At 48.5% G+C, this 23,517-nt stretch carries 23 protein-coding genes; 8 read left to right on the top strand and 15 right to left on the bottom strand.

Going from position 1 to position 23,517, the window contains the following annotated elements; translation table 11 throughout:
• Positions 1-57: 57 nt before the first annotated feature.
• From nanA to zapE, 7 genes are all read right to left on the bottom strand, one after another.
• Positions 58-957, bottom strand: coding sequence for an N-acetylneuraminate lyase (gene nanA, locus FH968_RS11965; RefSeq protein WP_139879736.1), 900 nt, complete (start codon positions 955-957; stop codon positions 58-60).
• Positions 958-1,138: 181 nt separating this feature from the next.
• On the bottom strand, positions 1,139-1,921 hold the full coding sequence (locus FH968_RS11960) for a transcriptional regulator NanR (RefSeq protein WP_139879734.1): 783 nt from the start codon (positions 1,919-1,921) through the stop codon (positions 1,139-1,141).
• A 168-nt stretch (positions 1,922-2,089) separates the two neighbouring features.
• Positions 2,090-2,584, bottom strand: a complete 495-nt coding sequence (sspB, locus tag FH968_RS11955) for a ClpXP protease specificity-enhancing factor (RefSeq protein WP_139879732.1) — start codon at positions 2,582-2,584, stop codon at positions 2,090-2,092.
• A gap of 3 nt (positions 2,585-2,587) precedes the next feature.
• Positions 2,588-3,229 (bottom strand): stringent starvation protein SspA, encoded by a 642-nt coding sequence (gene sspA, locus FH968_RS11950; RefSeq protein ID WP_139879730.1) that lies wholly within the window; start codon positions 3,227-3,229, stop codon positions 2,588-2,590.
• Between the two features lie 322 nt (positions 3,230-3,551).
• Positions 3,552-3,944, bottom strand: a complete 393-nt coding sequence (gene rpsI / locus FH968_RS11945; protein WP_034459799.1) for a 30S ribosomal protein S9 — start codon at positions 3,942-3,944, stop codon at positions 3,552-3,554.
• 14 nt (positions 3,945-3,958) lie between these two features.
• On the bottom strand, positions 3,959-4,387 hold the full coding sequence (gene rplM, locus FH968_RS11940; protein ID WP_139879727.1) for a 50S ribosomal protein L13: 429 nt from the start codon (positions 4,385-4,387) through the stop codon (positions 3,959-3,961).
• A gap of 226 nt (positions 4,388-4,613) precedes the next feature.
• Positions 4,614-5,732 carry a cell division protein ZapE gene (zapE, locus tag FH968_RS11930; RefSeq protein ID WP_139879725.1) on the bottom strand — a complete coding sequence of 373 codons (1,119 nt, stop codon included), beginning with the start codon at positions 5,730-5,732 and terminating at the stop codon, positions 4,614-4,616.
• Positions 5,733-5,923: 191 nt separating this feature from the next.
• Here zapE and zapG point away from each other — a divergent pair, with 191 nt between their 5' ends.
• The 3 genes from zapG to degS all read left to right on the top strand — a co-directional run bounded on the left by zapG (position 5,924) and on the right by degS (position 9,028).
• Positions 5,924-6,325, top strand: coding sequence for a Z-ring associated protein ZapG (gene zapG / locus FH968_RS11925; RefSeq protein WP_034459804.1), 402 nt, complete (start codon positions 5,924-5,926; stop codon positions 6,323-6,325).
• Between the two features lie 178 nt (positions 6,326-6,503).
• Positions 6,504-7,874: a serine endoprotease DegQ gene (degQ, locus tag FH968_RS11920; RefSeq protein ID WP_139879723.1), complete on the top strand. Its 1,371-nt coding sequence runs from the start codon at positions 6,504-6,506 to the stop codon at positions 7,872-7,874.
• A gap of 86 nt (positions 7,875-7,960) precedes the next feature.
• Entirely contained in the window at positions 7,961-9,028 is a 1,068-nt protein-coding gene (gene degS, locus FH968_RS11915; protein WP_139879721.1) for an outer membrane-stress sensor serine endopeptidase DegS, read from the top strand.
• A 64-nt stretch (positions 9,029-9,092) separates the two neighbouring features.
• Here the strand turns inward: degS and mdh are convergent, their stop codons facing one another.
• Positions 9,093-10,031, bottom strand: coding sequence for a malate dehydrogenase (gene mdh, locus FH968_RS11910; protein ID WP_139879719.1), 939 nt, complete (start codon positions 10,029-10,031; stop codon positions 9,093-9,095).
• Between the two features lie 283 nt (positions 10,032-10,314).
• On the opposite strand from mdh, the gene FH968_RS23875 reads away from it, so the two are divergent.
• The 4 genes from FH968_RS23875 to yhcN (FH968_RS11890) all read left to right on the top strand — a co-directional run bounded on the left by FH968_RS23875 (position 10,315) and on the right by yhcN (FH968_RS11890) (position 11,972).
• Entirely contained in the window at positions 10,315-10,500 is a 186-nt protein-coding gene (locus FH968_RS23875) for a hypothetical protein (RefSeq protein WP_139879717.1), read from the top strand.
• Positions 10,466-10,936, top strand: coding sequence for a transcriptional regulator ArgR (gene argR / locus FH968_RS11900; protein ID WP_139879714.1), 471 nt, complete (start codon positions 10,466-10,468; stop codon positions 10,934-10,936). The genes FH968_RS23875 and argR overlap by 35 nt, the downstream gene beginning before the upstream one ends.
• A gap of 388 nt (positions 10,937-11,324) precedes the next feature.
• A complete protein-coding gene (gene yhcN / locus FH968_RS11895; protein WP_139879712.1) occupies positions 11,325-11,588 on the top strand; it encodes a peroxide/acid stress response protein YhcN in 264 nt (87 codons plus the stop codon).
• Positions 11,589-11,705: 117 nt separating this feature from the next.
• Positions 11,706-11,972 carry a peroxide/acid stress response protein YhcN gene (gene yhcN / locus FH968_RS11890; protein WP_139879710.1) on the top strand — a complete coding sequence of 89 codons (267 nt, stop codon included), beginning with the start codon at positions 11,706-11,708 and terminating at the stop codon, positions 11,970-11,972.
• A 73-nt stretch (positions 11,973-12,045) separates the two neighbouring features.
• Here yhcN (FH968_RS11890) and FH968_RS11885 read toward each other — a convergent pair whose 3' ends face one another.
• The 5 genes from FH968_RS11885 to aaeX form a co-directional block, all read right to left on the bottom strand.
• The gene (locus tag FH968_RS11885) at positions 12,046-12,318 is read right to left on the bottom strand and encodes a hypothetical protein (RefSeq protein ID WP_139879708.1); all 273 of its coding nucleotides are present in this window, start codon (positions 12,316-12,318) and stop codon (positions 12,046-12,048) included.
• 42 nt (positions 12,319-12,360) lie between these two features.
• Positions 12,361-13,815 carry an NAD-dependent succinate-semialdehyde dehydrogenase gene (locus FH968_RS11880; RefSeq protein ID WP_139879704.1) on the bottom strand — a complete coding sequence of 485 codons (1,455 nt, stop codon included), beginning with the start codon at positions 13,813-13,815 and terminating at the stop codon, positions 12,361-12,363.
• A 74-nt stretch (positions 13,816-13,889) separates the two neighbouring features.
• Positions 13,890-15,851 carry a p-hydroxybenzoic acid efflux pump subunit AaeB gene (aaeB, locus tag FH968_RS11875; protein ID WP_139879701.1) on the bottom strand — a complete coding sequence of 654 codons (1,962 nt, stop codon included), beginning with the start codon at positions 15,849-15,851 and terminating at the stop codon, positions 13,890-13,892.
• A gap of 12 nt (positions 15,852-15,863) precedes the next feature.
• Complete coding sequence (gene aaeA / locus FH968_RS11870) at positions 15,864-16,796, bottom strand: p-hydroxybenzoic acid efflux pump subunit AaeA (RefSeq protein ID WP_139879698.1); 933 nt, start codon at positions 16,794-16,796, stop codon at positions 15,864-15,866.
• A gap of 7 nt (positions 16,797-16,803) precedes the next feature.
• Positions 16,804-17,007 carry a p-hydroxybenzoic acid efflux pump operon protein AaeX gene (gene aaeX, locus FH968_RS11865; RefSeq protein ID WP_139879695.1) on the bottom strand — a complete coding sequence of 68 codons (204 nt, stop codon included), beginning with the start codon at positions 17,005-17,007 and terminating at the stop codon, positions 16,804-16,806.
• A gap of 158 nt (positions 17,008-17,165) precedes the next feature.
• Here aaeX and aaeR point away from each other — a divergent pair, with 158 nt between their 5' ends.
• On the top strand, positions 17,166-18,113 hold the full coding sequence (aaeR, locus tag FH968_RS11860) for an HTH-type transcriptional activator AaeR (protein WP_139879692.1): 948 nt from the start codon (positions 17,166-17,168) through the stop codon (positions 18,111-18,113).
• 15 nt (positions 18,114-18,128) lie between these two features.
• Here the strand turns inward: aaeR and tldD are convergent, their stop codons facing one another.
• Both tldD and yhdP read right to left on the bottom strand, forming a co-directional pair.
• Positions 18,129-19,574: a metalloprotease TldD gene (gene tldD / locus FH968_RS11855; RefSeq protein WP_139879688.1), complete on the bottom strand. Its 1,446-nt coding sequence runs from the start codon at positions 19,572-19,574 to the stop codon at positions 18,129-18,131.
• Positions 19,575-19,700: 126 nt separating this feature from the next.
• Complete coding sequence (gene yhdP, locus FH968_RS11850; RefSeq protein ID WP_139879685.1) at positions 19,701-23,501, bottom strand: AsmA2 domain-containing protein YhdP; 3,801 nt, start codon at positions 23,499-23,501, stop codon at positions 19,701-19,703.
• Positions 23,502-23,517: the final 16 nt, after the last annotated feature.

Raw genomic sequence — 23,517 nt, 5'->3', positions numbered from 1 at the left:
TTAGGTCAGATTAGGTAATAGCGATACTGTTTTCAGCATCATGGTTTATATGTGCTTTCAGAACGTTGCTCGTTCTTCCTGTAACTGTTCTGCGAGTGCTTTAAGCTCAGGGAGATATTGCTCATCAACCGATGCAAAAGGTTTCCGGCACAGCGGCACGGCAACAACATCCATGTAATGTAAAAGGGTTTTCAACCCACGGAACACACCCACCTTAATTAACAAATCAATAACTTTATTACATTCGCCTTGCAACTGTCTTGCGCGCTGCGTATCACCTTCTTGCACAGCTTGCATGATGGCCAGATAACGCCAGGCCATTACGTTGTAAGTGCTACCAATGCCGCCATCAGCACCTGCTAATAGACCAGAGGCAAAGATTTCGTCATAACCGTTGTAGAGCACAAGATCCGGATGTGCTCGGCGGATCTGTTCCATCTGGTAGAGATCGCCTGAGGTCTGTTTTAATGCGCCAACACCAGGCAAGTTAACTAAGGAATCAATCTGCTCAAGAGTCAGCTTCACGCCACTCAATGCTGGAATGTTGTAGACCACCATGGGCAAACCGCCAGATGAATCAATCACTGCGCGATAGTGGTCACAATGTTCATTGAAGCTGAACGGGTAGTAAAACGGTGTTACTGCGGAGACGGCATCAAATCCATAACGGTGTGCGGCGCTTGCCAGCGTCTGGCTCTCATGTGTGCTGATAACGCCAACGTGCGCAATTAAGGTCACTTTTCCTTTAGCTTCTTCGGCAACAATTTCCAGCACCTGTTCACGCTCCTGTGTGCTCTGCAAGAAGGCTTCACCTGTCGAACCGCCGACATATAGGCCATCGACACCCTGTTCAATATTGAAACGAACCAGACGTCGTAGGCTGTCGGTGTCTATCTGCTGTTGCTGATTAAAAGGAGTAAGTAGTGCGGGCATCACACCGCGAAGATTCTGTGTCATAAACGCCTCTTTGTTGTCTGGTTTCAAAATATAACGACATACCTTTATACCTGTTATACCAGACCAAAAAGTAAACATCACACTCCAAATACGTCAGGATGCGATCTTGTTCATATGAAATTGCGATGGTTGATCAAACGTTACTGGAAAAGACGTGCGTGGGATCTCAGATTAATGTGAGCTACTTTTTCGAATTGCGTTTACGCGGAGTGGAATAATAGGATGCAAATACGCTTTTCAGATGAGCCTTTAATGCAGCGTCAGCCGCATCAGGATCGTGTGACTTGATTGAATTATAAATTTCAATATGCTGCTGATAACTAACATTATTGTGTGCGTGAAGAATATCCTGCGGAACTGTTGGACGCGCCGCAATCAACCAATCCAACAGCGCGACATGTACCGCCATAAAGATTGGATTATCAGGGATCTCCGCCAGCTCCCGGTGGAATTCGATATCAGAGCGAATAAACAGATCGTTATCATCCAGAGCCTGGTTATTCATCTCCAGTGCCTTTCCAAGGCGGGCGATTTGCTCGTCTGTGGCGAATTCAGCGGCATAGCGGACCAGACTGGATTCAAAGAACATTCGCAGTTGCTCAAAATGAGCAATGCCGCCAGGCCGTGAGAGGAAATCTTTCGCCACGCCAGATAGTTCGCCAATAATCGTATCGGCTGATGGCCGTGAAACACGGGCGCGTTCCCCGTTGCTTATCTGCACCAACCCTTTTCGTTTAAGTGCCGCAAGTGCTTCGCGTACCGAAGGGCGGCCAACATTGAAAAAAGCCATCAGTTCGCGTTCCGAAGGCAATTGTTCCCCTTCAGTAAATTCGCGCCTGCGAATCATTTGCTCAAGCTCTTCTTCCACCATTTCCGAGAGTTTTTTACGCGCAAGCGGACGCCGGCGCATCGTATGTCCGATGGTTTCAGTCGTCTCAGGTGGTTGCTCGTCAAATGTGCTCATCGTGTCAGAATTGGCCGTTTTATGGGAGAAAGCTCGAAAATTATATTTTCGAATCATAACACAGCAAATCATGGCTTACGAAAGATGCAACCAGTGGGTTTATTTGAGGCAGTAAAAAGCCAGTCATTAGACTGGCTTCAATTTGCTTTAGCGGCATAACTTCGCGAGTTATTTCACTACGCGCAGTGCCGGACGACCACCTCGAGGAGGGGGAGTATCATCGGGATCATTATCTTCGTCATGATCCGGACGATCACCATCGATAACCTGCATCACCATTTCTGATTCAAATGCATTTTGATCGTCATCGTTATGACTTTCAACACCTTCATCATAGGCAGCTTCAGGCTCAAACATGGTGCCTGCACCGTTTTCACGAGCGTAGATAGCCAAAACTGCGGCCATAGGAACAAATACATTCCGTGGCACACCACCGAAGCGCGCGTTAAAACGCACATCGCCATTTGCCAGTTCCAGATTACCGACAGCTCGAGGCGCGATATTCAGAACGATTTGTCCATCACGCGCATATTCCATCGGAACTTGCACGCCTGGCAATGTCACATCCACCACCAGATGCGGAGTGAGCTGGTTATCCAATAGCCACTCGTAAAAAGCACGGAGCAGATACGGACGACGTGGTGACAATTGTGACATATCCATCAATTAGCCCCGGGTTTGCAGACGCATTTCGCGCTCTGGTTCGGTCAGAGAAGCGAGGAATGAATCACGCTCAAATACGCGAGTCATGTAACCTTTCATCTCTTTAGAACCCGCGCCTGCCAGCTCAATACCCATCTGCGGCAAACGCCACAGAAGAGGTGCCAGGTAGCAATCTACCAAGCTGAACTCATCACTCAGGAAGAAAGGTTTCTGAGTAAATACAGGTGCAATTGCCAGCAACTCTTCACGTAATTGCTTGCGAGCAGCATCAGCTTCTTGAGCAGAACCGTTCATCACGATATGCATCAGGGAGTACCAGTCTTTCTGGATACGATGCATGTACAGGCGACTTTCACCACGAGCAACCGGATAAACCGGCATTAATGGTGGGTGCGGGAAACGCTCATCAAGATATTCCATGATGATGCGGGATTCCCACAGGGTAAGTTCGCGGTCAACCAAGGTCGGTACGCTGTGATTTGGGTTGAGGTCAATCAGATCCTGAGGCAGGTTATCCGTTTCCACATGCTCAATTTCAACGCTAACACCTTTTTCAGCCAGTACGATACGCACCTGGTGGCTATAGATGTCAGTAGGACCGGAAAACAGCGTCATCACCGAACGTTTGTTGGCAGCGACAGCCATGAAAACCTCCAAGTTTATTCAGAAAATTACTGCTAATAGCCGCACAAGCGGCAACTAACCTGACCGTTTGATACCCATCACGCCGGAAAACCACCAGTCGCCACAAAACGAGGCGAAAACAACCTGATGCCGACCTTCGGGCAGAAAATTGGTTGATAGTTTACCAGATTTTACGGGTTTTGTGGGGGACGGATCTTGGATTTGCCTGAAAAATTAGTTTTATCATAATGTTAGAGACACTAAATATAATTTTTAGGCATAAAAAAACCCGGTACAAGACCGGGTTTTTCGCAAATTGAATTCTGCAAATAGCAGATGACAATTAACGTTTGGAGAACTGAGGACGACGACGTGCTTTACGCAGACCGACTTTCTTACGTTCAACTTCACGAGCATCACGAGTAACGAAGCCAGCTTTACGCAGTTCGCCACGCAGGGACTCGTCGTACTCCATCAGAGCGCGGGTGATACCGTGACGGATCGCACCAGCCTGACCAGAAGTACCACCACCTTTAACAGTGATGTAAAGATCGAATTTCTCAACCATATCAACCAGTTCCAGCGGCTGACGAACTACCATACGGGCAGTTTCACGACCGAAGTACTGTTCCAAAGAACGTTGGTTGATGATGATTTTGCCACTACCCGGTTTGATGAAAACACGAGCTGCGGAGCTTTTGCGGCGACCAGTGCCGTAGTATTGATTTTCAGCCATTGCCATGATCCCGATTAAATGTCCAGAACTTGCGGTTGCTGTGCCGCGTGGTTGTGCTCGGTGCCCGCGTAAACTTTCAGTTTACGGAACATAGCACGGCCCAGCGGGCCCTTTGGCAGCATGCCTTTAACCGCGATTTCAATCACACGCTCAGGGTGGCGAGCAATCATCTCTTCAAAGGTCGCTTGTTTGATACCACCGACGTAGCCGGTGTGACGGTAATACACTTTGTCAGTACGCTTGTTGCCGGTTACAGCAATTTTTTCTGCGTTCAGAACGATGATGTAATCACCAGTATCAACGTGCGGAGTGTATTCCGCTTTGTGCTTACCGCGTAAACGGCTTGCCAGTTCAGTAGCCAGGCGACCTAAGGTCTTACCGTCAGCGTCAACAACGAACCAGTCGCGCTGTACGGTTTCTGGTTTAGCTGTAAAAGTTTTCATTAAAAGCTTACCCAATAATAGTTACACGTAGGTGTTCACCCAAACGTTTAAAATCAGTTCAAGGTTCACACGACAAAGTCCGGCAAACCTACCCCTTCGAATAGCCAATGCCAGCACGACCAAGTTTTGGGAAAAAAACTTTGGTTGTAACGTGGGGTCGCAAGATTATAGGGAAGTCGCCCCTAAAGGTCGACCCCTTTTTGTGATTTCAACCACCTAATGTGGTTCAAGGCATATGCGGCAAACGCAAATACTCTTCACTTTGCATTTCTTGCAGGCGAGACAAGCAGCGCTGGAACTCAAAGCGCAATCTTTCTCCCTGATAAATCTCGAACATCGAAACCTGTGCAGAAACCACCAGCTTAACGTGGCGTTCATAAAACTCATCAACCAACGCGATGAATCGCCGAGCTTCATTTTCGTTGCGGGTATTCATCACTGGCACATTAAACAACATAACGGTATGAAAAAGACGTGAAAGCGCGATGTAGTCATGCTGGCTGCGAGCATCAACACATAATGTATTAAAATCTACCGCCAACGTCTGATTAGTAACGCCAAGTGTGGCAAGAGGCCGATGGTTAATTTCCAGCACCGGCTCCCCTTTCCGCGCTAAACCCGCCAGCGCGGTATAGAGTTTTTCCATTTGTTGTGCGGTTTCGTTATTAACTGGAGAGAGCCAAAGGTGGGCTTGAGTCAGTGTTCTCAAACGGTAATCAATGCCAGCATCAACATTCATCACTTCACAATGGCGTTTTATTGCTTCAATTGCGGGGATAAATCGTGCTCTCTGCAAGCCATTACGATAAAGCTCATCCGGCGGAATATTAGATGTTGCCACCAGGGTAATCCCTCTTGCAAACAGCGCTCTCATTAATGTACCAAGCAGCATTGCATCAGTGATGTCAGACACAAAAAACTCATCGAAACAGAGAATATCTGTCTCTTCTTTGAAGCGGTCGGCAATCAGTTCCAGCGGATCGGTTTGCCCTTGTAGCTCGGCCAGTTCTTCGTGGACTCGCAGCATAAATCGGTGAAAGTGCAGTCGCAGCTTGCGCTCGCCAGGTAAACTCTGAAAAAACATGTCCATTAACCAGGTTTTCCCTCGCCCTACTCCGCCCCACATATATAGCCCACGGACGGGGTCCTGATTTTCCGAGACACTACGATTCCCAAAGAGCTTGCCAAAAAAGCCTGTACTCGTTGTTACAGCAGGCGATGGTTTGCTTAATACCTGACAGATAGCGTCCAGCCGCATTACAGCTTCACGCTGAACATCATCAGGTTGATAGCAGCCCTCGGCCAGGGCTTGTTGGTAGCGCAATGCAGGGGAGAGATTTTGCATGGTATTATGGTATTCCCTTAAAAATCGGATTGCCGTTTACTTGATACTCAAAAAGTACTCAAAAAAGGACGGTTGTCGAAAAAAAGGCCGTTCTACCCTAAGCGATGCTGCGTCAGGATTCCACTTCTCTTAGGTTAACGGTTATAGTGGCTACATTACCCTACGGAAACACAAGACAACGGGAGAAGTTCATGACCTGGGAATATGCGCTAATTGGGTTAGTTGTTGGCATCATCGTTGGTGCAGTTGCTATGCGTTTTGGCAACCGCAAGCTGCGTCAGCAGCAGGCTATGCAGTACGAAATTGAGAAAAACAAAGCAGAACTTGAAGAGTATCGTGAAGAGTTAGTCAGTCATTTTGCTCGTAGCGCGGAATTGCTGGATAACATGGCTCATGACTATCGCCAGCTTTACCAACACATGGCAAAAAGCTCCAGCAGCCTGTTGCCTGAAATGTCAGCTGAAGCGAACCCATTCCGTAACCGCCTCGCTGAATCAGAAGCCAGCAACGATCAGGCACCGGTACAAATGCCGCGTGACTACTCTGATGGCGCATCCGGTTTGCTGCGTACCGAGCGCGCAAAACGCGATTAATCACAAATCTAGAATTTTTTTCTGGGGTACAGCTTTCGTACCCCAATCTCTCTCACGCACAGCTATCATTTACTAATATTTCTTCACTCTATAACAACATTGTTACCCGGCTGATATTTCAATAACATCGGAGTGTTATCGGGTTTTCCTTTTTCCAGGTCACGAGAGCAAGCCATCAATGAAGAAACAAACCCTGTTGTTGAGTGCGTTAGCGTTAAGTGTCGGACTAACGTTCGGTGTTGCATCGCAGGTGTATGCATCGTTACCAGCACAAGTTCCGGGTCAGCCAGCCTTGCCAAGCCTTGCACCAATGCTGGAAAAAGTATTACCTGCCGTGGTGAGTGTTCAGGTTGAAGGGACAGCTGCAGCGCCAAGTCAGAAAGTCCCCGAGGAATTTAAAAAGTTTTTTGGTGATGACATGCCACCATCAGAAGCCCAACCGTTTGAAGGTTTGGGGTCGGGTGTGATCATCAATGCGGAAAAAGGCTATGTGCTGACCAATAACCACGTCATTAATCACGCTGAGAAAATCAGCGTACAGCTTAATGATGGGCGTGAGTTTGATGCCAAATTGATTGGTGGCGATGACCAAAGTGACATTGCACTAATTCAAATCCAGAATGCCAGTGGCCTGACACAAATCACCGTTGCTGACTCAGACAAACTGCGCGTTGGTGATTTTGCTGTTGCCGTAGGGAACCCATTCGGCCTTGGGCAAACAGCTACTTCAGGTATCGTTTCAGCTTTAGGTCGTAGCGGCCTAAATCTAGAAGGGTTGGAAAACTTTATCCAGACAGATGCCTCTATTAACCGTGGTAATTCCGGTGGTGCATTGCTGAACCTGAATGGCGAACTTATCGGTATTAACACCGCGATTCTCGCGCCAAGTGGCGGCAGCGTCGGTATCGGCTTTGCCATCCCAAGTAATATGGCGCAAACCCTGGCTAAACAGTTGATGGAATTTGGCGAGATCAAACGCGGCTTGCTGGGTATTAAAGGCACTGAAATGAGTGCTGACATTGCAAAAGCCTTCAACCTGACGACCCAACGTGGTGCATTCGTCAGCGAAGTCTTGCCGCAATCGGGCTCAGCCAAAGCAGGCGTCAAAGCGGGTGATGTAATTACCAGCCTGAACGGCAAAAACATTAGCAGTTTTGCTGAGCTGCGCGCAAAAATCGCCACAACTGAGCCAGGAACAGTGGTGAAGTTGGGCTTGCTGCGTGATGGCAAACCGTTGGAAGTGAGCGTAACGCTGGATAAAAGCACTGCGTCATCGGCCAATGCAGAGTTGATCACGCCAGCCTTACAAGGGGCGACATTAAGTGATGGTCAGCTGAAAGATGGCACTAAAGGCATCAAGCTAGATAGCGTTGAAAAAGGCACGCCAGCCGCACAGGTTGGGCTACATAAAGACGACGTAATCATTGGTGTAAACCGCGACCGAATCTCGAGTATTGCCGAGATGCGTAAGGTGCTTGAAAGCAAACCAGACGTTATTGCACTGCATATTGTTCGCGGTGAAGAAAGTATCTATCTGTTATTGCGCTAATCTGCTCAGTAATCGGACATCTCAGTACGATGTCCGATTAACTCATGCTATTCTTCGTCCGATTTATCATTAACTAACTCAAATTCATGTTTCTGAAGATATTACGCTCGGTGGTAATTGGCCTGATTGTGGCTGGATTGTTGTTGGTGGCATTACCAACGCTGCGCCAGAAAATCGTCCCCTTAGCACCCTCGAAGTTTGACAGTGCCGATGAAACACCACTGAGCTATAACTCTGCGGTGCGCCGCGCTGCGCCTGCTGTGGTAAACGTCTATAACCGCAGTGTTGGTAACAACTCGCATAACCAGCTAGAAATTCGCACCCTCGGTTCCGGCGTCATCATGGACGAACGTGGTTACATCATCACCAATAAACACGTCATTAATGATGCAGAGCAAATTATCGTTGCCCTTCAGGATGGCCGTGTGTTTGAAGCGCTTCTGGTTGGTTCTGATAGCCTTACCGACCTGGCAGTTCTGAAAATCAACGCAACAAACCTTCCTGTTATTCCTATCAACAATAAGCGCGTACCGCATATTGGCGATATCGTGATGGCAATTGGTAATCCATATAACCTCGGGCAAACCATTACTCAGGGGATAATCAGTGCCACAGGTCGTATCGGCCTTAGCCCTTCAGGCCGCCAGTCATTCTTGCAAACAGACGCCTCAATCAACCACGGCAACTCAGGTGGCGCGTTGGTTAACTCGTTAGGTGAACTAATGGGTATCAACACGTTATCTTTTGATAAGAGCAACGACGGGGAAACACCGGAAGGTATTGGCTTTGCGATACCCACACAACTATCCACCAAAATAATGGATAAGCTTATCCGTGATGGCCGAGTAATTCGTGGCTACATTGGCATCGGCGGGCGTGAGATAACACCATTGCACGGCCCTGCAACCGGCATTGATCAGATTCAAGGGATCATCGTTAACGAAGTTTCTCCTGACGGCCCGGCAGCAAAAGCAGGCCTTCTGGTTAATGACGTGATTGTTTCAGTGAACCATAAACCCGCAATTTCGGCGCTGGAAACGATGGACCAGGTTGCTGAAATTCGCCCAGGCTCGGTGATTCCAGTTGAAGTCATGCGCGATGAGAAGAAGCTGACACTGCAAGTAACCATTCAGGAATATCCCGCTACTAACTGATAAATAGCAGGCGAAAAAAAACCGGAAACAAAGTTCCGGTTTTTTTATCTCTTAAACGCAGAGTTTATTTGTTAACAAACTCTTCGCCAAGGGTAATATCTTTCTTCAGTGTATCCAGCATACCTTCCAGCGCCTGGTGCTCAAATGCACTCAGCTTGCCGTAGGATTTGTGCTCTGCAATACCGTTTTTGCCCAACAGCAAAGGTTGAGAGAAGAAACGAGCGTGCTCGCCGTCCCCTTCAACGTACGCACATTCAACAACATTGCTTTCGCCTTGCAGCGCGCGAACCAGAGACAGACCAAAACGTGCAGCAGCCTGGCCCATTGACAAGGTTGCAGACCCGCCACCCGCTTTCGCTTCTACAACTTCAGTACCTGCGTTTTGGATACGCTTTGTTAAATCAGCAACTTCTTGCTCAGTGAAGCTTACGCCTGGGATCTGAGACAGCAGTGGAAGAATGGTCACGCCAGAGTGGCCGCCAATCACAGGGACTTCGATTTCAGTCGGCTGCTTGCCTTTCAGTTCCGCAACAAAGGTGTTGGAGCGGATGATATCCAGCGTAGTCACGCCAAACAGTTTGTTTTTATCGTACACACCTGCTTTCTTCAGCACTTCAGCCGCGATAGCAACGGTGGTATTCACTGGGTTTGTGATAATACCGATACAGGCTTTCGGGCAAGTTTGAGCAATCTGTTGTACCAGGTTTTTCACGATTCCCGCGTTGACGTTAAACAGGTCTGAACGGTCCATACCTGGTTTACGTGCCACACCGGCAGAGATCAGCACGACATCTGCACCAACCAGTGCAGGTTTTGCATCTTCACCGCAGAAACCTTTGATTTTCACATCAGTAGGGATATGACTCAGATCGACTGCAACACCTGGGGTTACCGGTGCAATATCATACAGGGAGAGTTCTGAACCTGAAGGCAGTTGGGTCTTGAGTAGAAGGGCAAGCGCCTGGCCGATTCCGCCCGCTGCGCCGAGGACTGCAACTTTCATCCTAAACTCCTTATTATGGTTAGCAAATACGTGCCGTAACTCCATGCGGTGGCGACCATAATCCAGAGAAGGGGTAATTACAATCTTCCCGCTTTAGGTTTGCGAGGTTACGCAATCCTGAAACGTTACTGCTGCATTTACTCGCCGGGTGGAAACGACGCCTTAGCGCCCGGTCACAACCTGATGTTGTCACATCAACAGGCGGTTACATTACCCCTCCCCACGCAGCAAAACAACATCATTTTGATAACATTTGGTTTACTTACCAACTTATTTAAGAGTCGTGACGAAGGCATGTTTCTCGATAACAAAATTTGATAAAATCCGCCTCTTTCATAACATTATTTCAGGCTTACACCCAGCCAGTTATTTGCATAAAAATTCATTTAAATGCATAATAATGTTATCTTCGTTGACCTGTAAATGGGTGATCTATGCGTATTTCCTCAAAACAAGAAGAATTAGTTAAAGCATTCAAAGCATTATTGAAAGAAGAGAAATTCAGTTCTCAAGGCGAGATTGTCCATGCTTTGCAAAACGAAGGTTTCGAAAATATCAATCAGTCCAAAGTCTCTCGTATGCTGACGAAGTTTGGCGCAGTGCGTACCCGCAACGCTAAAATGGAGATGGTGTACTGTTTACCAGCAGAGCTGGGCGTGCCAACAACCTCTAGCCCGTTGAAGAATCTGGTACTGGATATTGATTACAACGATGCCGTGGTTGTTATTCACACAAGCCCAGGCGCTGCACAGCTAATTGCTCGCTTGCTGGATTCTTTAGGTAAAGCAGAAGGGATTCTTGGCACCATAGCCGGGGATGACACCATCTTTACTACACCTGCGAAAAACTTCACAGTTAAAGAGTTGTATGAAGCGATTCTGGTGTTGTTCGAACAAGAACTTTAAGCACCAGGCAGTACTGTTCCCGCTGTCCCTGAACGGCGGGAATCATTTCTCCAACACCATTCCTTCTATTCTTTTACTCCTGCGTTGAATTCCACTCTCATTCCTTTATCTGTACGCAAACATTTCGTTCATCAGCAAGTTACGTGATGCGCCGCACTAAAAGCTAACGCTAACCATCTCATTGTTTTTAATCATATTTAACATAAAAATAGCAATAAAAGATAATTTTTAATAACTTTACGAAATAATAGAAGCCTCTATTATTGTAAAGTTTCATAGAGAATAATTAGCGTGGTATTAATTATCAGAGTTATTAGTGTATACTTGATTTTGTGATGAGGGTCACGAAACAAAGACCCCAATAAAAGAATACGACGAGGTAAATATTATGAACATGAAATCAACAGTAGTAGCCGCAAGTCTGCTTTCAATGCTGTCATTTGGTGCTTTCGCAGCCACTTCCATCAACACAGAGCAGGCGCAGGGTCTGCAGCCAATGGGCTCAATCTCTGTCAGCCAGGTGGGTAGCGCGCCAATGGATATGCATCAGATGTTGAATAAAAAAGCTGAAGAACAAGGTGCTTCTTCTTACCGCATCATCGAAGCACGTACTGGCGACCAATGGCATGCCACTGCGGAACTGTATAAATAACAGCCCGATTGGCATAAGTTGCAGTAATAAATCGCATAATCAAAACGACGGCCCCAAGAACAATAAATGTAGCTAAAGCCCTTCCGGTCGTTGGTTAAAAACTTAGGAGTAGACATCATGAAAACCAAATTAACTATCGCAGCACTGAGCCTGTTTTCCATTATCTCTTTCGGTGCCAATGCAGCCGCACATCAGGTAAACAGCGAACAGGCACAAAACATGCAGTCTATGGGCAGCATTTCCGTAAGCCAAGTGGGTAGCGCGCCAATGGATATGCGTCAGGAATTATCACAGAAAGCGACCAAAGAAGGTGCATCGGCATATCGTATTACCGAAGCACGTAGTGGTGATACATGGCACGCCACCGCTGAGCTGTATAAATAAACCCTCGTCGTCAACAAATCTGACGACTTTGCCCCCGCTTTCTGGGGGCTTTTTTATATCTGATGCCTAATGACTAACCACGCACGTTAAAACGCAGCTGCCCCTCTAACTCTTCTTCCGCCTCATCAAATAGCAGAATCAATGCTCCATAACGCCGCCTTTGCATCTCTGGGAGATGTACAAATTCAATCTCAGCCGGGAGCGGCAAAATGCCCCCGACGACTACATCCCATAAGCTATCGAGATCGTGAACCTGTTTTTTCTCAAGTCGAAATGCCTGGATAAAGTGGAGATAGAATCCCGGTTGGTCTTCTATCTGTCTAAAATCAAAGGTGTATTTCTTCATTTGTTGCCACCTTAACCAGAACGAGCAGCATCTTCCGAGTGTCTATAACCCACCAATATGCAGGGTTTTGACTTCCAGAAACTCATCCAGGCCCAACACGGAACCTTCCCGGCCAAGCCCGGACTCTTTCACACCGCCAAACGGCCCCAATTCAGTCGAGACGGCACATTCGTTGATACCAATCATCCCACTCTCAAGCGCCTGTGAGACGCGGAATACACGCGATAGATTTTGAGTATAGAAGTAAGCTGCCAAACCAAATGGCGTATTGTTAGCCCGTGCAATCACTTCTTCTTCTGTTTTGAAACTGAAACAAGCGGCCAACGGACCAAAGGTTTCTTCCTGCGCAAGTTTCATATCGTCATTGGCATCAACGATAACCGTAGGCTGCCAGAAATTGCCACCCAATGCATGGCTCTTGCCCCCGACCAGCACTGTACCGCCTTTCGCTTGGGCATCTTCCACATGCTCACGCACTTTATCGACTGCCGCTTGTTCAATTAATGGCCCAACGACCACGCCTTCTTCCAGACCATTCCCTACTTTTAGCGCTTTAACCGCATCGGCCAGTTTATTGACGAATTGGTCATAAACACCTTCCTGAATAAAGAATCGGTTAACACTGACGCAAACCTGGCCTGCGTTACGGAATTTATTGGTGATAGCGCCTTTTACCGCTTCGTCGATGTCAGCATCATTAAATACGATATAAGGAGCATTACCGCCGAGTTCCATCGATACCTTCTTCATGGTTTCCGCAGCGTTGCGCACCAACATTTTGCCGACGGCGGTGGAACCGGTGAATGAAATTTTACGAACTTCATGGCTTGCCATTATTGCGTCACTAATTTCTTGCGTGTTCCCCGCAACGGCGTTTAACACGCCATCCGGCACACCTGCTTTTTTCGCCAGCGCCAGTAAGGCAAATGCCGAAAGCGGCGTGTTATTAGCGGGCTTAATAACCCCAGTACAACCCGCAGCGAGCGCCGGGCCGAGTTTACGGGTGAGCATTGCCATCGGGAAATTCCACGGTGTAATGGCCGCAACAACGCCTATAGGTTCGCGGGTTGCGAGGATACGTGAACCGGGTTTTATCGCGGGAATAATTTCGCCGTTTGCCCGTTTGGCCTGCTCAGCAAACCACTGGATAAAACTCGCGGCATATTCAACTTCCCCCTCCGCTTCTTTTAGCGGTTTGCCTTGTTCAGTGGTCATCAAGCGGCCAAGCCAAGTCTTATTCTCAATAATCAATTGAAACCAGCGGTAGAGAATAGTTGAACGTTCTTTGGCGGTTTTTGCACGCCATGCAGGAAAGGCTTTAGCGGCAGCGGCGATGGCTTCCTCGGCTTCCTTTTTACCTGCTTTCGCGACCTTAGCGACGACTTCTCCGGTGGCTGGATTGAGAACATCGAACGTTTGATTGAGTTTCTGCCACTCACCATTGACCAGATAACCGGTGTTGAATAATTCACTGTCCTGGAGTGCCTGATTTGTCATAAATATCTCCCGTTATGAATTTTGCATCTGGTAAGTATAGATACAAAAAAGCCGACGCAAGGCGTCGGCTCGGGTTAAGCATCTATCAGCGCGTGTTGGTATTTATGCAGCACGTGCGCCAGTCGCTTCACAGGTTCAGTGACCTGTAGAGGGGCTTCCCAGATACAGAGTTTCTCCTGATAAATCTCAAGTTCCTCCAGCAACTGTTCAAAATAACGCCGCCGTTTGTCATCATTGGAAGCCGAGATCACTTTATCCGCCGTATTGCGAAGCTTGCGATGGAATGCAGAAAGATCGTCGTTAACCGGTATCGGCGCATCACGTAGCCGCTGGTGAGCGATGATCAATGTGAGCGCTAAACGATAGCGATCAATATCCCCCGGGAACATGTTAAGCAGTAAAAATAGCTGCTGATAAAGCGCCGGAAGATGGTTTTCTTTACGGCGGTTATTATTGGTGGTCAAGGCTGATACCGCTGCCGAAACAAACTGGTTCAGTAAAGTACGACCAGTGCGCTCTTTAGAATTATCGCGAATCAGCAATATCACCATCATCGCCAGGAAACAGCCGACGATTTGCCCCAACGCACTGTCCAGAAACGTGCTGAAATGAAAGGTCATCGGGTTATCCAGCACGATAACGTTTATTGTCCCGGCCAGTGCGCCCATAGAACCCAGGCGCCGTTTCTGCACTTCAATCCCAATAAAGAAACCAAGCAGAGCAATACTAATACACAGCAGCAAGATACTTTGCTGCGTAGAGGGAATGACCACCAAAAAGTAGAAAGCCCCTAATGGCAACGCCACAAGCATTCCGTATAAGAAGTCGAGCGACACCATACGTGGATTAGGTAAACGCATCGCCAAAGATGTCACAACAGCGATCATCACCATTGCACCACTGCCCGATGTCCATCCAGTCCATAGCCAAAATAAGCTACCAAGAAGGCAAGATACCGTGGTGCGCCAGAAGTTGATCATCGCGTGATGGCCTTCGGCAGACTGTACTTTGATGACCACTTCCTGAGTTAAAACCTCTTCTTCTACCGCGCTAATGCGGGTATTGCTCACCACGCCATGTTTTAGCAAAAGGTAACGCGTTACTGCACCAGTCCAGCTACTAATTGTGACCGGAGTATTTTTCTCCCCGGCGTAGGCAATCATTTTACGGATGACTTTCATCTGTTTATGGACATCAGTGGCGGTTTCCACTGGCATCTCAAATAACTTACGGAACTCAGGTGTGACATATTCTGGACGCGTATTTTGTATCAGAAATGTTTCGCAAGCTTGGGTGATAAGCGTGAGAGAAAGTGTGTTAATGGCTTTCAGCCGGCGGTTAGCACGGCCCCAGCGCGAAGATTCAATTTTGAGATTCGTACGCATGCCTTCAAGAGCCGTAGTACGGCGCACCAGGCCTGCCCAGGCCTTATCCACATCTTCTTTATCGCCATGCGCAATACACAACTGCATCAGTCGATACTGATCCACCAGCAGATTATCCAGCTCACGGTCAATTTCTTGTTTGATGGAGCGCGGTGAAAAGAGCAAGTCGGCAATAATTGCGCAGACAATACCAATCACGATTTCGCTACAACGCTCTACCGCAAACTGCGGTGTCAAAAGAGGATTCGCCTGAATCGTAACGATGATAATCAGCGCCGTGTAGCCAGAAAGCCCCCAGGCGTAGGAGTTTTCAACTTTGACCAGTGAGGAAATCCAGGTACAAAAACCGGCCCAAATACAGCACACCAGCAACATGACAACCGGAGCGCGAATCAATGTAGTAATGATGACTAACGCGGCAATACAGCCAATAAAGGTGCCGACGATTCGCAACATTCCACGGTAGCGAATCGCGCCAGAATATGGCTCACCACCTGCGGCAAATGCAGGCCCTGCTGCGACAAGCGCCGCAGTCAGAACCGCCCAGCGCGGAGTTTCCAGCTGGAATTGGAAGCCAACAAACAAAGCCAGCACGAGGGCAAAAGCCAGTTTGATGGCAAAGCGCAGATGTAATCGGGAGATAAAATACATATCGACCTACGCTTAGCCGAACTCACGCAGACGATGCATGAATTTAATGAACACCGATTCGTGGTCGGTATCTCGGTCTTTATCCCCAGTCACCACGATAGTTGCCGTTGTCCCGGCGGGATAAAGGTTACCCTGTTGCTCATCAAGATGAATCCGCACCGGCACACGCTGCGCAAGACGTACCCATTCCAGATTAGAGTCAACGGTCGCCATGCCTTTAGTGTCTTTTGTGCTGCTGGCATTAGTGACCCCGGCAGAAATGCTATCTACCGTTCCACGCAAAACACGATTGCTGCCAAGTGGTGTGATTTGCACTCTGTAGCCTGGGCGAATACCGTCAAGTTTGGTTTCCTCCATGTAGGCAAGAATGTAGAACGAATCCTGTTTTACTAATGCAACAGCCGTTGAACCACGAGTAATAAACTCGCCGGTATAAACATTAAGATTGGTTACCCATCCATCGGCCGGAGCACGGATAACGGTACGTTGTAAATCCAGTTGAGCTAAATCTCGCGTCGCTTCAGCTTTCGCTAACTGATGCATTACGGTCTGTAGCACATTGTTGGATTGGTCAATTTCTTCACGTGACATCGCCTGAATACCCAATGAATTCCGGCGACCCGCTTCACGGCGTTTTTCCACGGACAGTGTCTGGTAATAGGCAACATCGGCCTGAGCTTGTTCCAGGGCTTTTTGATAACGAGGCTGGTCAATAGTGAACAGAATCTGATTCTTCTTCACTAGTTGGTTGTCGTGTACCTGTACGTCGGTGATTAAACCGGACACATCCGCCGCAATTGCAACAACATCCGCGGTGAAGCGAGCATCACGCGTCCATGGCGATTCGGTATAAAACACCCAAGCGCGGAAGATAGCGATGAAAGCAAGCAACACCAGAATTAGAGTGATGGCAGTGCGGGTCATTTTTCTTGTAAGTACTTTCACTTCAACCTCAAACAAACAGACGCGAGATCAGATAAAACAGGCAGCAATAAAGTGCTGTGTTAAATAATGCCGGGTGCCAGACAAAATCATAAATTCCCGTTGGGGTCAGCAAACGGCGAACCAACCAGAACAGCGCCAGAGAAATAATCAGCTCGAAAAATATCGGAGGAAAAGAAAGACCGAATATCACGATAACGGGAAATAGACTCATGTTAACCTTGCAGAAAATGCAGAAGACACAAACCCTGTAAAGACAGGAACGTTAAGTTAACGAGTAATACGGGTCGTGTTGTTAATAATATATTAACGCAATTGTTAGCCCGTTATCTATAATGTGTGATCTAAATCACTTTTAACTCAGAGTGAACAATGGAAAGACTTAAACGCATGTCAGTTTTTGCCAAAGTCGTCGAACTTGGCTCTTTTACCGCTACAGCAAGACAGTTAGAAATGAGTGTATCGTCCATAAGCCAAACCGTTTCCAAACTGGAAGATGAGCTACAAGTAAAGCTGTTAAACCGCAGTACACGTAGCATTGGCTTAACTGAGGCCGGTAAAATCTACTACCTCGGCTGCCGCAAGATGTTGCATGAAGCACAAGAAGTTCACGAGCAACTCTATGCTTTTAACAACACGCCAATTGGTACTCTACGCATTGGTTGTTCTTCAACTATGGCACAAAATGTCCTCGCGTCCATGACTGCCGATATGCTCAAAGAATACCCTGGGTTGACGGTTAACCTGGTCACAGGCATTCCCGCCCCCGATCTTATTGCTGATGGCCTGGATGTGGTCATTCGTGTTGGTGCTTTGCAGGATTCAAGCTTGTTCTCAACCCGACTCGGGTCAATGCCGATGGTCGTTTGCGCCTCGAAAAGCTATCTACAGCAGAATGGCACACCAGAAAAACCAGCCGATCTTGCGAACCATTCGTGGCTGGAATACAGCATTCGTCCCTACAATGAATTTGAATTAATAGCGCCGGAAGGGCTGACAACGCGCATGCTCCCGCAAGGGCGCTTTATCACCAACGATCCGATGACGTTAAGCCGCTGGCTAAAAGTGGGGGCTGGGATCGCTTATGTACCGCTGATGTGGGTGATCGATGAGATCAATGACGGCTCGCTGGAGATCTTGTTCCCGCGTTATCAATCCGACCCGCGTCCGGTGTACGCGTTATATACCGAAAAAGATAAGTTACCGTTGAAAGTGCAGGTTTGTATTAACTACCTGACTGAATATTTCGTGAAGGTTTCGCACCTCTATCAAGGGGTACGCGAGAACAAAGGACGTGGGAGTGAAAACAGCCGGGATTAACCCGGCTATTTATTTTTATGCTGTGCCACCAACCGTCAGGTTGTCGACTTTGAGCGTAGGTTGGCCGACGCCAACTGGCAGGCTCTGCCCTTCTTTACCGCAGACACCAACACCGTTATCCAGTGCCAGATCGTTACCGACCATAGAGATCTGCTGCATGGTTTCGATACCAGAACCGATAAGCGTTGCGCCTTTCACCGGCTTGGTCACTTTACCGTTTTCGATGAGATACGCTTCGGAAGTTGAGAACACGAACTTGCCGGAAGTGATATCCACCTGACCACCACCAAAGTTCGGGGCGTAAATACCGTATTCAACCGACTCGATAATTTCTTGCGGAGTCGATTTACCCGCCAGCATATAAGTGTTGGTCATACGTGGCATTGGCAGGTGCGCGTAGGATTCGCGACGCCCATTACCCGTTGGCGCAACACCCATCAAACGGGCATTGAGTTTGTCTTGCATGTAGCCTTTCAGTACGCCGTTTTCAATCAACACATTGTATTGACCCGGAACACCTTCATCGTCGATAGCAACTGAACCACGGCGGTTTGCCATGGTGCCATCATCAACAACAGTACACAGTTCAGAGGCAACTAACTGGCCCATCTGACCACTGAATACAGACGTACCGCGACGGTTAAAATCACCTTCCAGACCGTGTCCCACTGCTTCATGCAACAACACGCCAGGCCACCCTGCACCAAGAACGACCGGGAACATGCCCGCAGGTGCCGCAACGGCAGAAAGAGTCACTAATGCCATACGTACGGCTTCTTTCGCCCAGGCATCTGCGCGAACTTCACCATCAATAGTTTCGAGGAAATAGTCATAGCCAAAACGGCCACCGCCACCACTGGAGCCACGCTCGCGTTTGCCGTTGTCTTCAACCTGAACGCTAACGGAAAGACGCACTAACGGACGAACATCAGCAGCCAGTGTGCCGTCGGTTGCTGCGACAAGAATCAGTTCGTAGACGCCAGTCAAGCTAGCGGTAACTTCCTGAACACGTGAATCTGCGGCACGTGCGGCGCTATCAACACGTTTCAGGATGTCGAGTTTATCTTCACGCGTCATGCTTTGCAGAGGATCAGCGTTGGTGTAGAGCGCACTGTGTTGCACGGCACCTAGAGTTTGTACGCGGCCATTCCCTTTTTCCTGCACGATACTGCGCGCTGCATGTGCACTTTGCTCTAATGCCAGCAGGCTAACCTGGTCAGCATACGCAAAACCGGTTTTCTCGCCGCTGACGGCACGCACACCCACACCTTGATCGATGTTGTATGAGCCATCTTTAATGATGCGATCTTCCAACACCCAAGATTCGTGATAACTGGACTGGAAATAGACATCTCCGTAGTCGAGTCGGCGCTCGGATAATTGGCCCAAAATAGAAAACAGATCTTGATGGGTTAAGCCATTCGCAGACAGCAACTGCTCACTTACCAGGTTCAGACTCATCGTTTCGCTACTCTTATTCTTACTGAAAGTTGGTGCCGCTGTTGTTCAGGATGCAGCGAGTAACTGCGTCCTGAACTATGACTGGCATATCTATTGAGCTTGCGGTAATTAATTGCCCGCGTCAAATCACTTAGCGTCGTTAACCCTTGGCTGACGGAGCACTTCATTGATTTGCGGTTTATCGATCGAACCTGTGATGTGGTAACGAAGCACGGAGATTTTGCTCCACAACGGCCCTAATACTTTACTCGCAGCAAATACCGCTGCACCGATTATCGGGTTAACAACAAATGCTGTTGCCACGCCAACTGTGGCAGATATTTCCGGTGCTACGACCGCTTCGATATTGAGTTGGCGGCGAACCAAGTCCACAGAACCTTTCATGCCGATATCGGCTTCCAGACCATCCACCAGCGTATCGTCGGTATGCAGCACGCCATCTTTGACCCACGCGGTACTGCGGATGGAGTCAAAATAGAAGCCATTGCCAAAGGTATCGCTGAAATCAAAGCGTAGTTTACGCATAAGAGCATCGATGCTCACCAGGCGCAGCAATTGCCCTGCATGCCCGGTACCCAGATCAGAAATCTGGCCTTTACCAAATTTGGTATGAAGGATGCCATTGAGTGAAGCGATGTCTGGCTTCCACGGTTTATCACGCCAGTGCAAATCATAGTCTACGTCGAACGATGAACCCTGAATCGGTGTTTTAACCCCAAAGAAGTTAGTCGCTGCATCAAGCTTACCGCCATGAAGTTTACCTTTTATAGAGGTACGCTCTTGGGCCGGGTTGTTAACCCATTGGCCACTGGCAGTCAGCCTGGCAAATCCTGAATCGACTAAACCATTTTCCAGCTCCAGCGTGTTTCCTTTAATGGCGATGTCACCATCAATACGCCCGTATTTCTGGCCCCATAGCCAACATTCAGCACAACGCAGTTGCAAATCAGGCCAGTCGCGGAATTCAATTGAGTTGTTATCTCCCTGTGGGGAAGCGCTACCAGATTTAGCCGTGCTGTTACCCCAATCCGGATTGAAGTAGAGATATTTAATTGCCGCACGCCAGGGTGCATTTTTTTGCATCGTCAACGAGCCATTCACTTCACGGCCTTGGGCCTCGACACGCGTGCCGCCAGGAATGGCGTGGGAAACCAAGCTCAGGTTGTTCCATTGCTGCCCGACAAAGGTCAATGAAGGTGTGCGTAGTGCAACATCCGTCGGGAATGATGCTGAATTGCCGACACTTTCTACCGCGCCCTGGCTAAACAACGCCAGCCATTGCGCTCCATCCATTGCAGGGAGATCAAGTTCTAAGCCAGAATTATCAGGCAATGGCGGAGTGGTATGACTATTCGTAGCCCAAATGGCCCGATCAAGCGTCAGTTTTTTATTCAACAACCAACGGCTGGAGAAGTGATTTGTCGCACCTGCATTACCCGTCAAATCGAAGCTGTTGAGGTTGCCTTTCACCGCAACTTTCAATGGTAGAGGCTCCCCTGCAGCTTTATCGATCGGCGCAGGTAAGTGACTGCTCACATTTTTAAGATCCGCAGCCACATTGACCTGATAATTTGGCTCTCCGTGGTACGGGAGCGAAATCGCCACATCACTTTTCCATGGAACATTGCCACTCACTTCCGCATTGATTAGTGCAGGCAGCACCCCCATCTTTGTCGGCTGCCAGTCACCCAGCAAATTGACACCGACCTGATAATTTTTTTCACCAGTTTTAGTATTGAAATCAATAGTTACCGGTTGATTAAACCAAGTAGCTTTTAAAGGTTCACTTTTCAAATCACCATTCACAAAGCTGAATTTTCCTGTCAGGTTGTTCAGCGTGCTGGATAGCGGTTTTATCAGCAATGTATTGTTATTGAGCTGAACATCACCTGAAGCGGTGGTCAGTTTGCCATCAAGAGGGATATCCAAATGTAAGCGAGTATTCACATCGCCTCCAATCTGGAGTTCATCAAGGGCTGCGGCCAGCGAATCTTTAAGTGGGGTTTCTTTGAAGTACGGACCAACCGCACTTCCCGGGCCGCTGATATCAGAATCAATCAACAGTTTTTCTTTTGCATAATCCGGGATATTCGCCGTCAGATTGCGCCCGGTCACACCACCGAGTTTCACTTCATCAGATTTCATCCATAAACCGTCGTTGATGAAATCCAGTGTAATGTTCAAGTTTTCTAACGCCGGCCAATCTGGTTGGAAGGCAAATTTGGCATTGCGCAGCGGGACGTAAACTTCGAACAGACCCTCGTTGTGCAGATAAGGGAAAAGATGGGGGTTGCCACCATAGACCAGCGTCGCGTTATCAGCTTCCCCACCTTGAATTGCACCACTGAGGTAATCGACGAGTTCTTTGCCCATCAAGTTTTCAGGAAAATAGCGCCAGGCGTCAGCGCCATTGTGCGTACTGATTCCGGCCAAAATACTTAACCATGGTTCGTCACCAGTCGGTTGGTAATAGCGAAAATCCCCCGCAGCCCAAACTGAACGGGCTTTTACATCAAGATTTTTACCATCAAGCTGGAAACCCGCAGCATTTTTTTGCCATTCGAGTGTTGCGACACCGCGTTCAACTTCCAGCGGAGCGCGAAACACACCTTCGTAAGGCATTTTGGCATCGAGGATCTGTGCATTAAGCTGCCCATGTGCCACGCTGCCAGTGACGGAACCAGAGAAATGTTCAACGCCAGGTAACATCTTCCATTGCTTCCAGCTCACATCTTTCCAGCGCCCTTGCATGCGGGTGTTTTCAGTTTGCTCAAGCGGGATATCAAGCGCCAGCACATCAATGTGCCCGCGCGGCTGCAGGGTGGTCCAGATATCGCCTAAATCAGGGGAGATTTTCTCAGCAATCGGCAGCAAACCAGTGAAGCTTTCCAGCTCCATATTGGTTGCACGCACGCGTAATTCATCACTACGGGTACTCTGTTTTCCGCCTACTTCCTGCGGGGCAATCCACGCCAGCGCTAACGAACCTTTTGGCCAGGTTTTATCATCAAGGGTGATATTGGTAGAGGGAATAGCAAGATTCCAGCCCACGTCAGAACGGTCAACATGAGCCATTAAATTATCCACAGACAGCTGATGCGTACTTTTTTTACCCGCCCAGCTTGCGCCACCTTGTTTCAGCCAGACGTTGCCACCGGCAACTTTACCCGCTTTGATATCCATCCAGGCTTCAAGGCTAAACTCAGCGGCCTGTAAATCGACATTGTCTTTCATCCAGCGACCAAGCCACGGTTTTACATCAACGTTATCAGCCTGCAGCCAGACTTTACCGATGTTTAGCAAACCATTTTCGTCGCGCAAATCCATACGCACTTTTGCCAAGCCATGCTGGCCGTTAAAGCTCGATAAACTAACCAGCCCTTCTGCCCGGTGACGGTTGGCTGTGTTAAGCCAGGTAAGTTGCGGAATAGCGAGTTCGGCGCGCTGGCCGGAAAGAGTCAGGAAGCTGAGGGTACTGTCGCGGAGATCAAAATGATCAAACTGGCGTAAAAAGAGATCGCTAACGTCCCCCGTTTCGAACTTGCCGTCACCTTTATTCTGGCTTAGCGGGGTGTTGGTGCGCATCTGCATTTGATAAAAAGTGAGATCGCGGAATTGCCAGCGCGCATGCAAAAGGCTCTGCCAGAGATCAAGCGCCAGAGTAACGCGCTTAACGGTCAACTCGCCGCCGTCTTTCAAGCCCGCTTTGATATCGCGCACGTCCAGCGTTGGGCCATAATTTTCCCAGCTTGCCTGTATCTGACTTGCATCTACAGGCGTGCCCGTCATGGCTTCGATTTTGTTGAGCAAAGCCGGGCGCCAGGCATCGAGATGCGGCAAAACCAGCCGCAAACCACTCACCAGCAGTGCGACGATAACGATCAACGTTGCGCCAGTGAGCAGCAGAATGCCGGGCAGTCGCCTCACGAATATCTCCTTGTTA

Source organism: Buttiauxella sp. B2 (assembly GCF_006376615.1).
Lineage (GTDB): Bacteria > Pseudomonadota > Gammaproteobacteria > Enterobacterales > Enterobacteriaceae > Buttiauxella.
Note: the sequence above shows the minus strand (reverse complement) of the source record. Positions and strands in the feature narration are given on the sequence as shown.

Excerpts from the sequence above, each read along its gene's own strand:
- aaeR (WP_139879692.1), top strand. The coding sequence starts at position 17,166 with ATGGAAAGACTTAAACGCATGTCAGTTTTTGCCAAAGTCGTCGAACTT.
- sspA (WP_139879730.1), bottom strand. The coding sequence starts at position 3,229 with ATGGCTGTCGCTGCCAACAAACGTTCGGTGATGACGCTGTTTTCCGGT.
- FH968_RS11960 (WP_139879734.1), bottom strand. The coding sequence starts at position 1,921 with ATGAGCACATTTGACGAGCAACCACCTGAGACGACTGAAACCATCGGA.
- zapG (WP_034459804.1), top strand. The coding sequence starts at position 5,924 with ATGACCTGGGAATATGCGCTAATTGGGTTAGTTGTTGGCATCATCGTT.
- aaeX (WP_139879695.1), bottom strand. The coding sequence starts at position 17,007 with ATGAGTCTATTTCCCGTTATCGTGATATTCGGTCTTTCTTTTCCTCCG.
- mdh (WP_139879719.1), bottom strand. The coding sequence starts at position 10,031 with ATGAAAGTTGCAGTCCTCGGCGCAGCGGGCGGAATCGGCCAGGCGCTT.
- FH968_RS11885 (WP_139879708.1), bottom strand. The coding sequence starts at position 12,318 with ATGAAGAAATACACCTTTGATTTTAGACAGATAGAAGACCAACCGGGA.
- sspB (WP_139879732.1), bottom strand. The coding sequence starts at position 2,584 with ATGGATATGTCACAATTGTCACCACGTCGTCCGTATCTGCTCCGTGCT.
- aaeB (WP_139879701.1), bottom strand. The coding sequence starts at position 15,851 with ATGTATTTTATCTCCCGATTACATCTGCGCTTTGCCATCAAACTGGCT.
- rplM (WP_139879727.1), bottom strand. The coding sequence starts at position 4,387 with ATGAAAACTTTTACAGCTAAACCAGAAACCGTACAGCGCGACTGGTTC.
- FH968_RS11880 (WP_139879704.1), bottom strand. The coding sequence starts at position 13,815 with ATGACAAATCAGGCACTCCAGGACAGTGAATTATTCAACACCGGTTAT.
- nanA (WP_139879736.1), bottom strand. The coding sequence starts at position 957 with ATGACACAGAATCTTCGCGGTGTGATGCCCGCACTACTTACTCCTTTT.
- zapE (WP_139879725.1), bottom strand. The coding sequence starts at position 5,732 with ATGCAAAATCTCTCCCCTGCATTGCGCTACCAACAAGCCCTGGCCGAG.
- degS (WP_139879721.1), top strand. The coding sequence starts at position 7,961 with ATGTTTCTGAAGATATTACGCTCGGTGGTAATTGGCCTGATTGTGGCT.
- yhcN (WP_139879712.1), top strand. The coding sequence starts at position 11,325 with ATGAACATGAAATCAACAGTAGTAGCCGCAAGTCTGCTTTCAATGCTG.
- degQ (WP_139879723.1), top strand. The coding sequence starts at position 6,504 with ATGAAGAAACAAACCCTGTTGTTGAGTGCGTTAGCGTTAAGTGTCGGA.
- argR (WP_139879714.1), top strand. The coding sequence starts at position 10,466 with ATGCGTATTTCCTCAAAACAAGAAGAATTAGTTAAAGCATTCAAAGCA.
- yhcN (WP_139879710.1), top strand. The coding sequence starts at position 11,706 with ATGAAAACCAAATTAACTATCGCAGCACTGAGCCTGTTTTCCATTATC.
- rpsI (WP_034459799.1), bottom strand. The coding sequence starts at position 3,944 with ATGGCTGAAAATCAATACTACGGCACTGGTCGCCGCAAAAGCTCCGCA.
- tldD (WP_139879688.1), bottom strand. The coding sequence starts at position 19,574 with ATGAGTCTGAACCTGGTAAGTGAGCAGTTGCTGTCTGCGAATGGCTTA.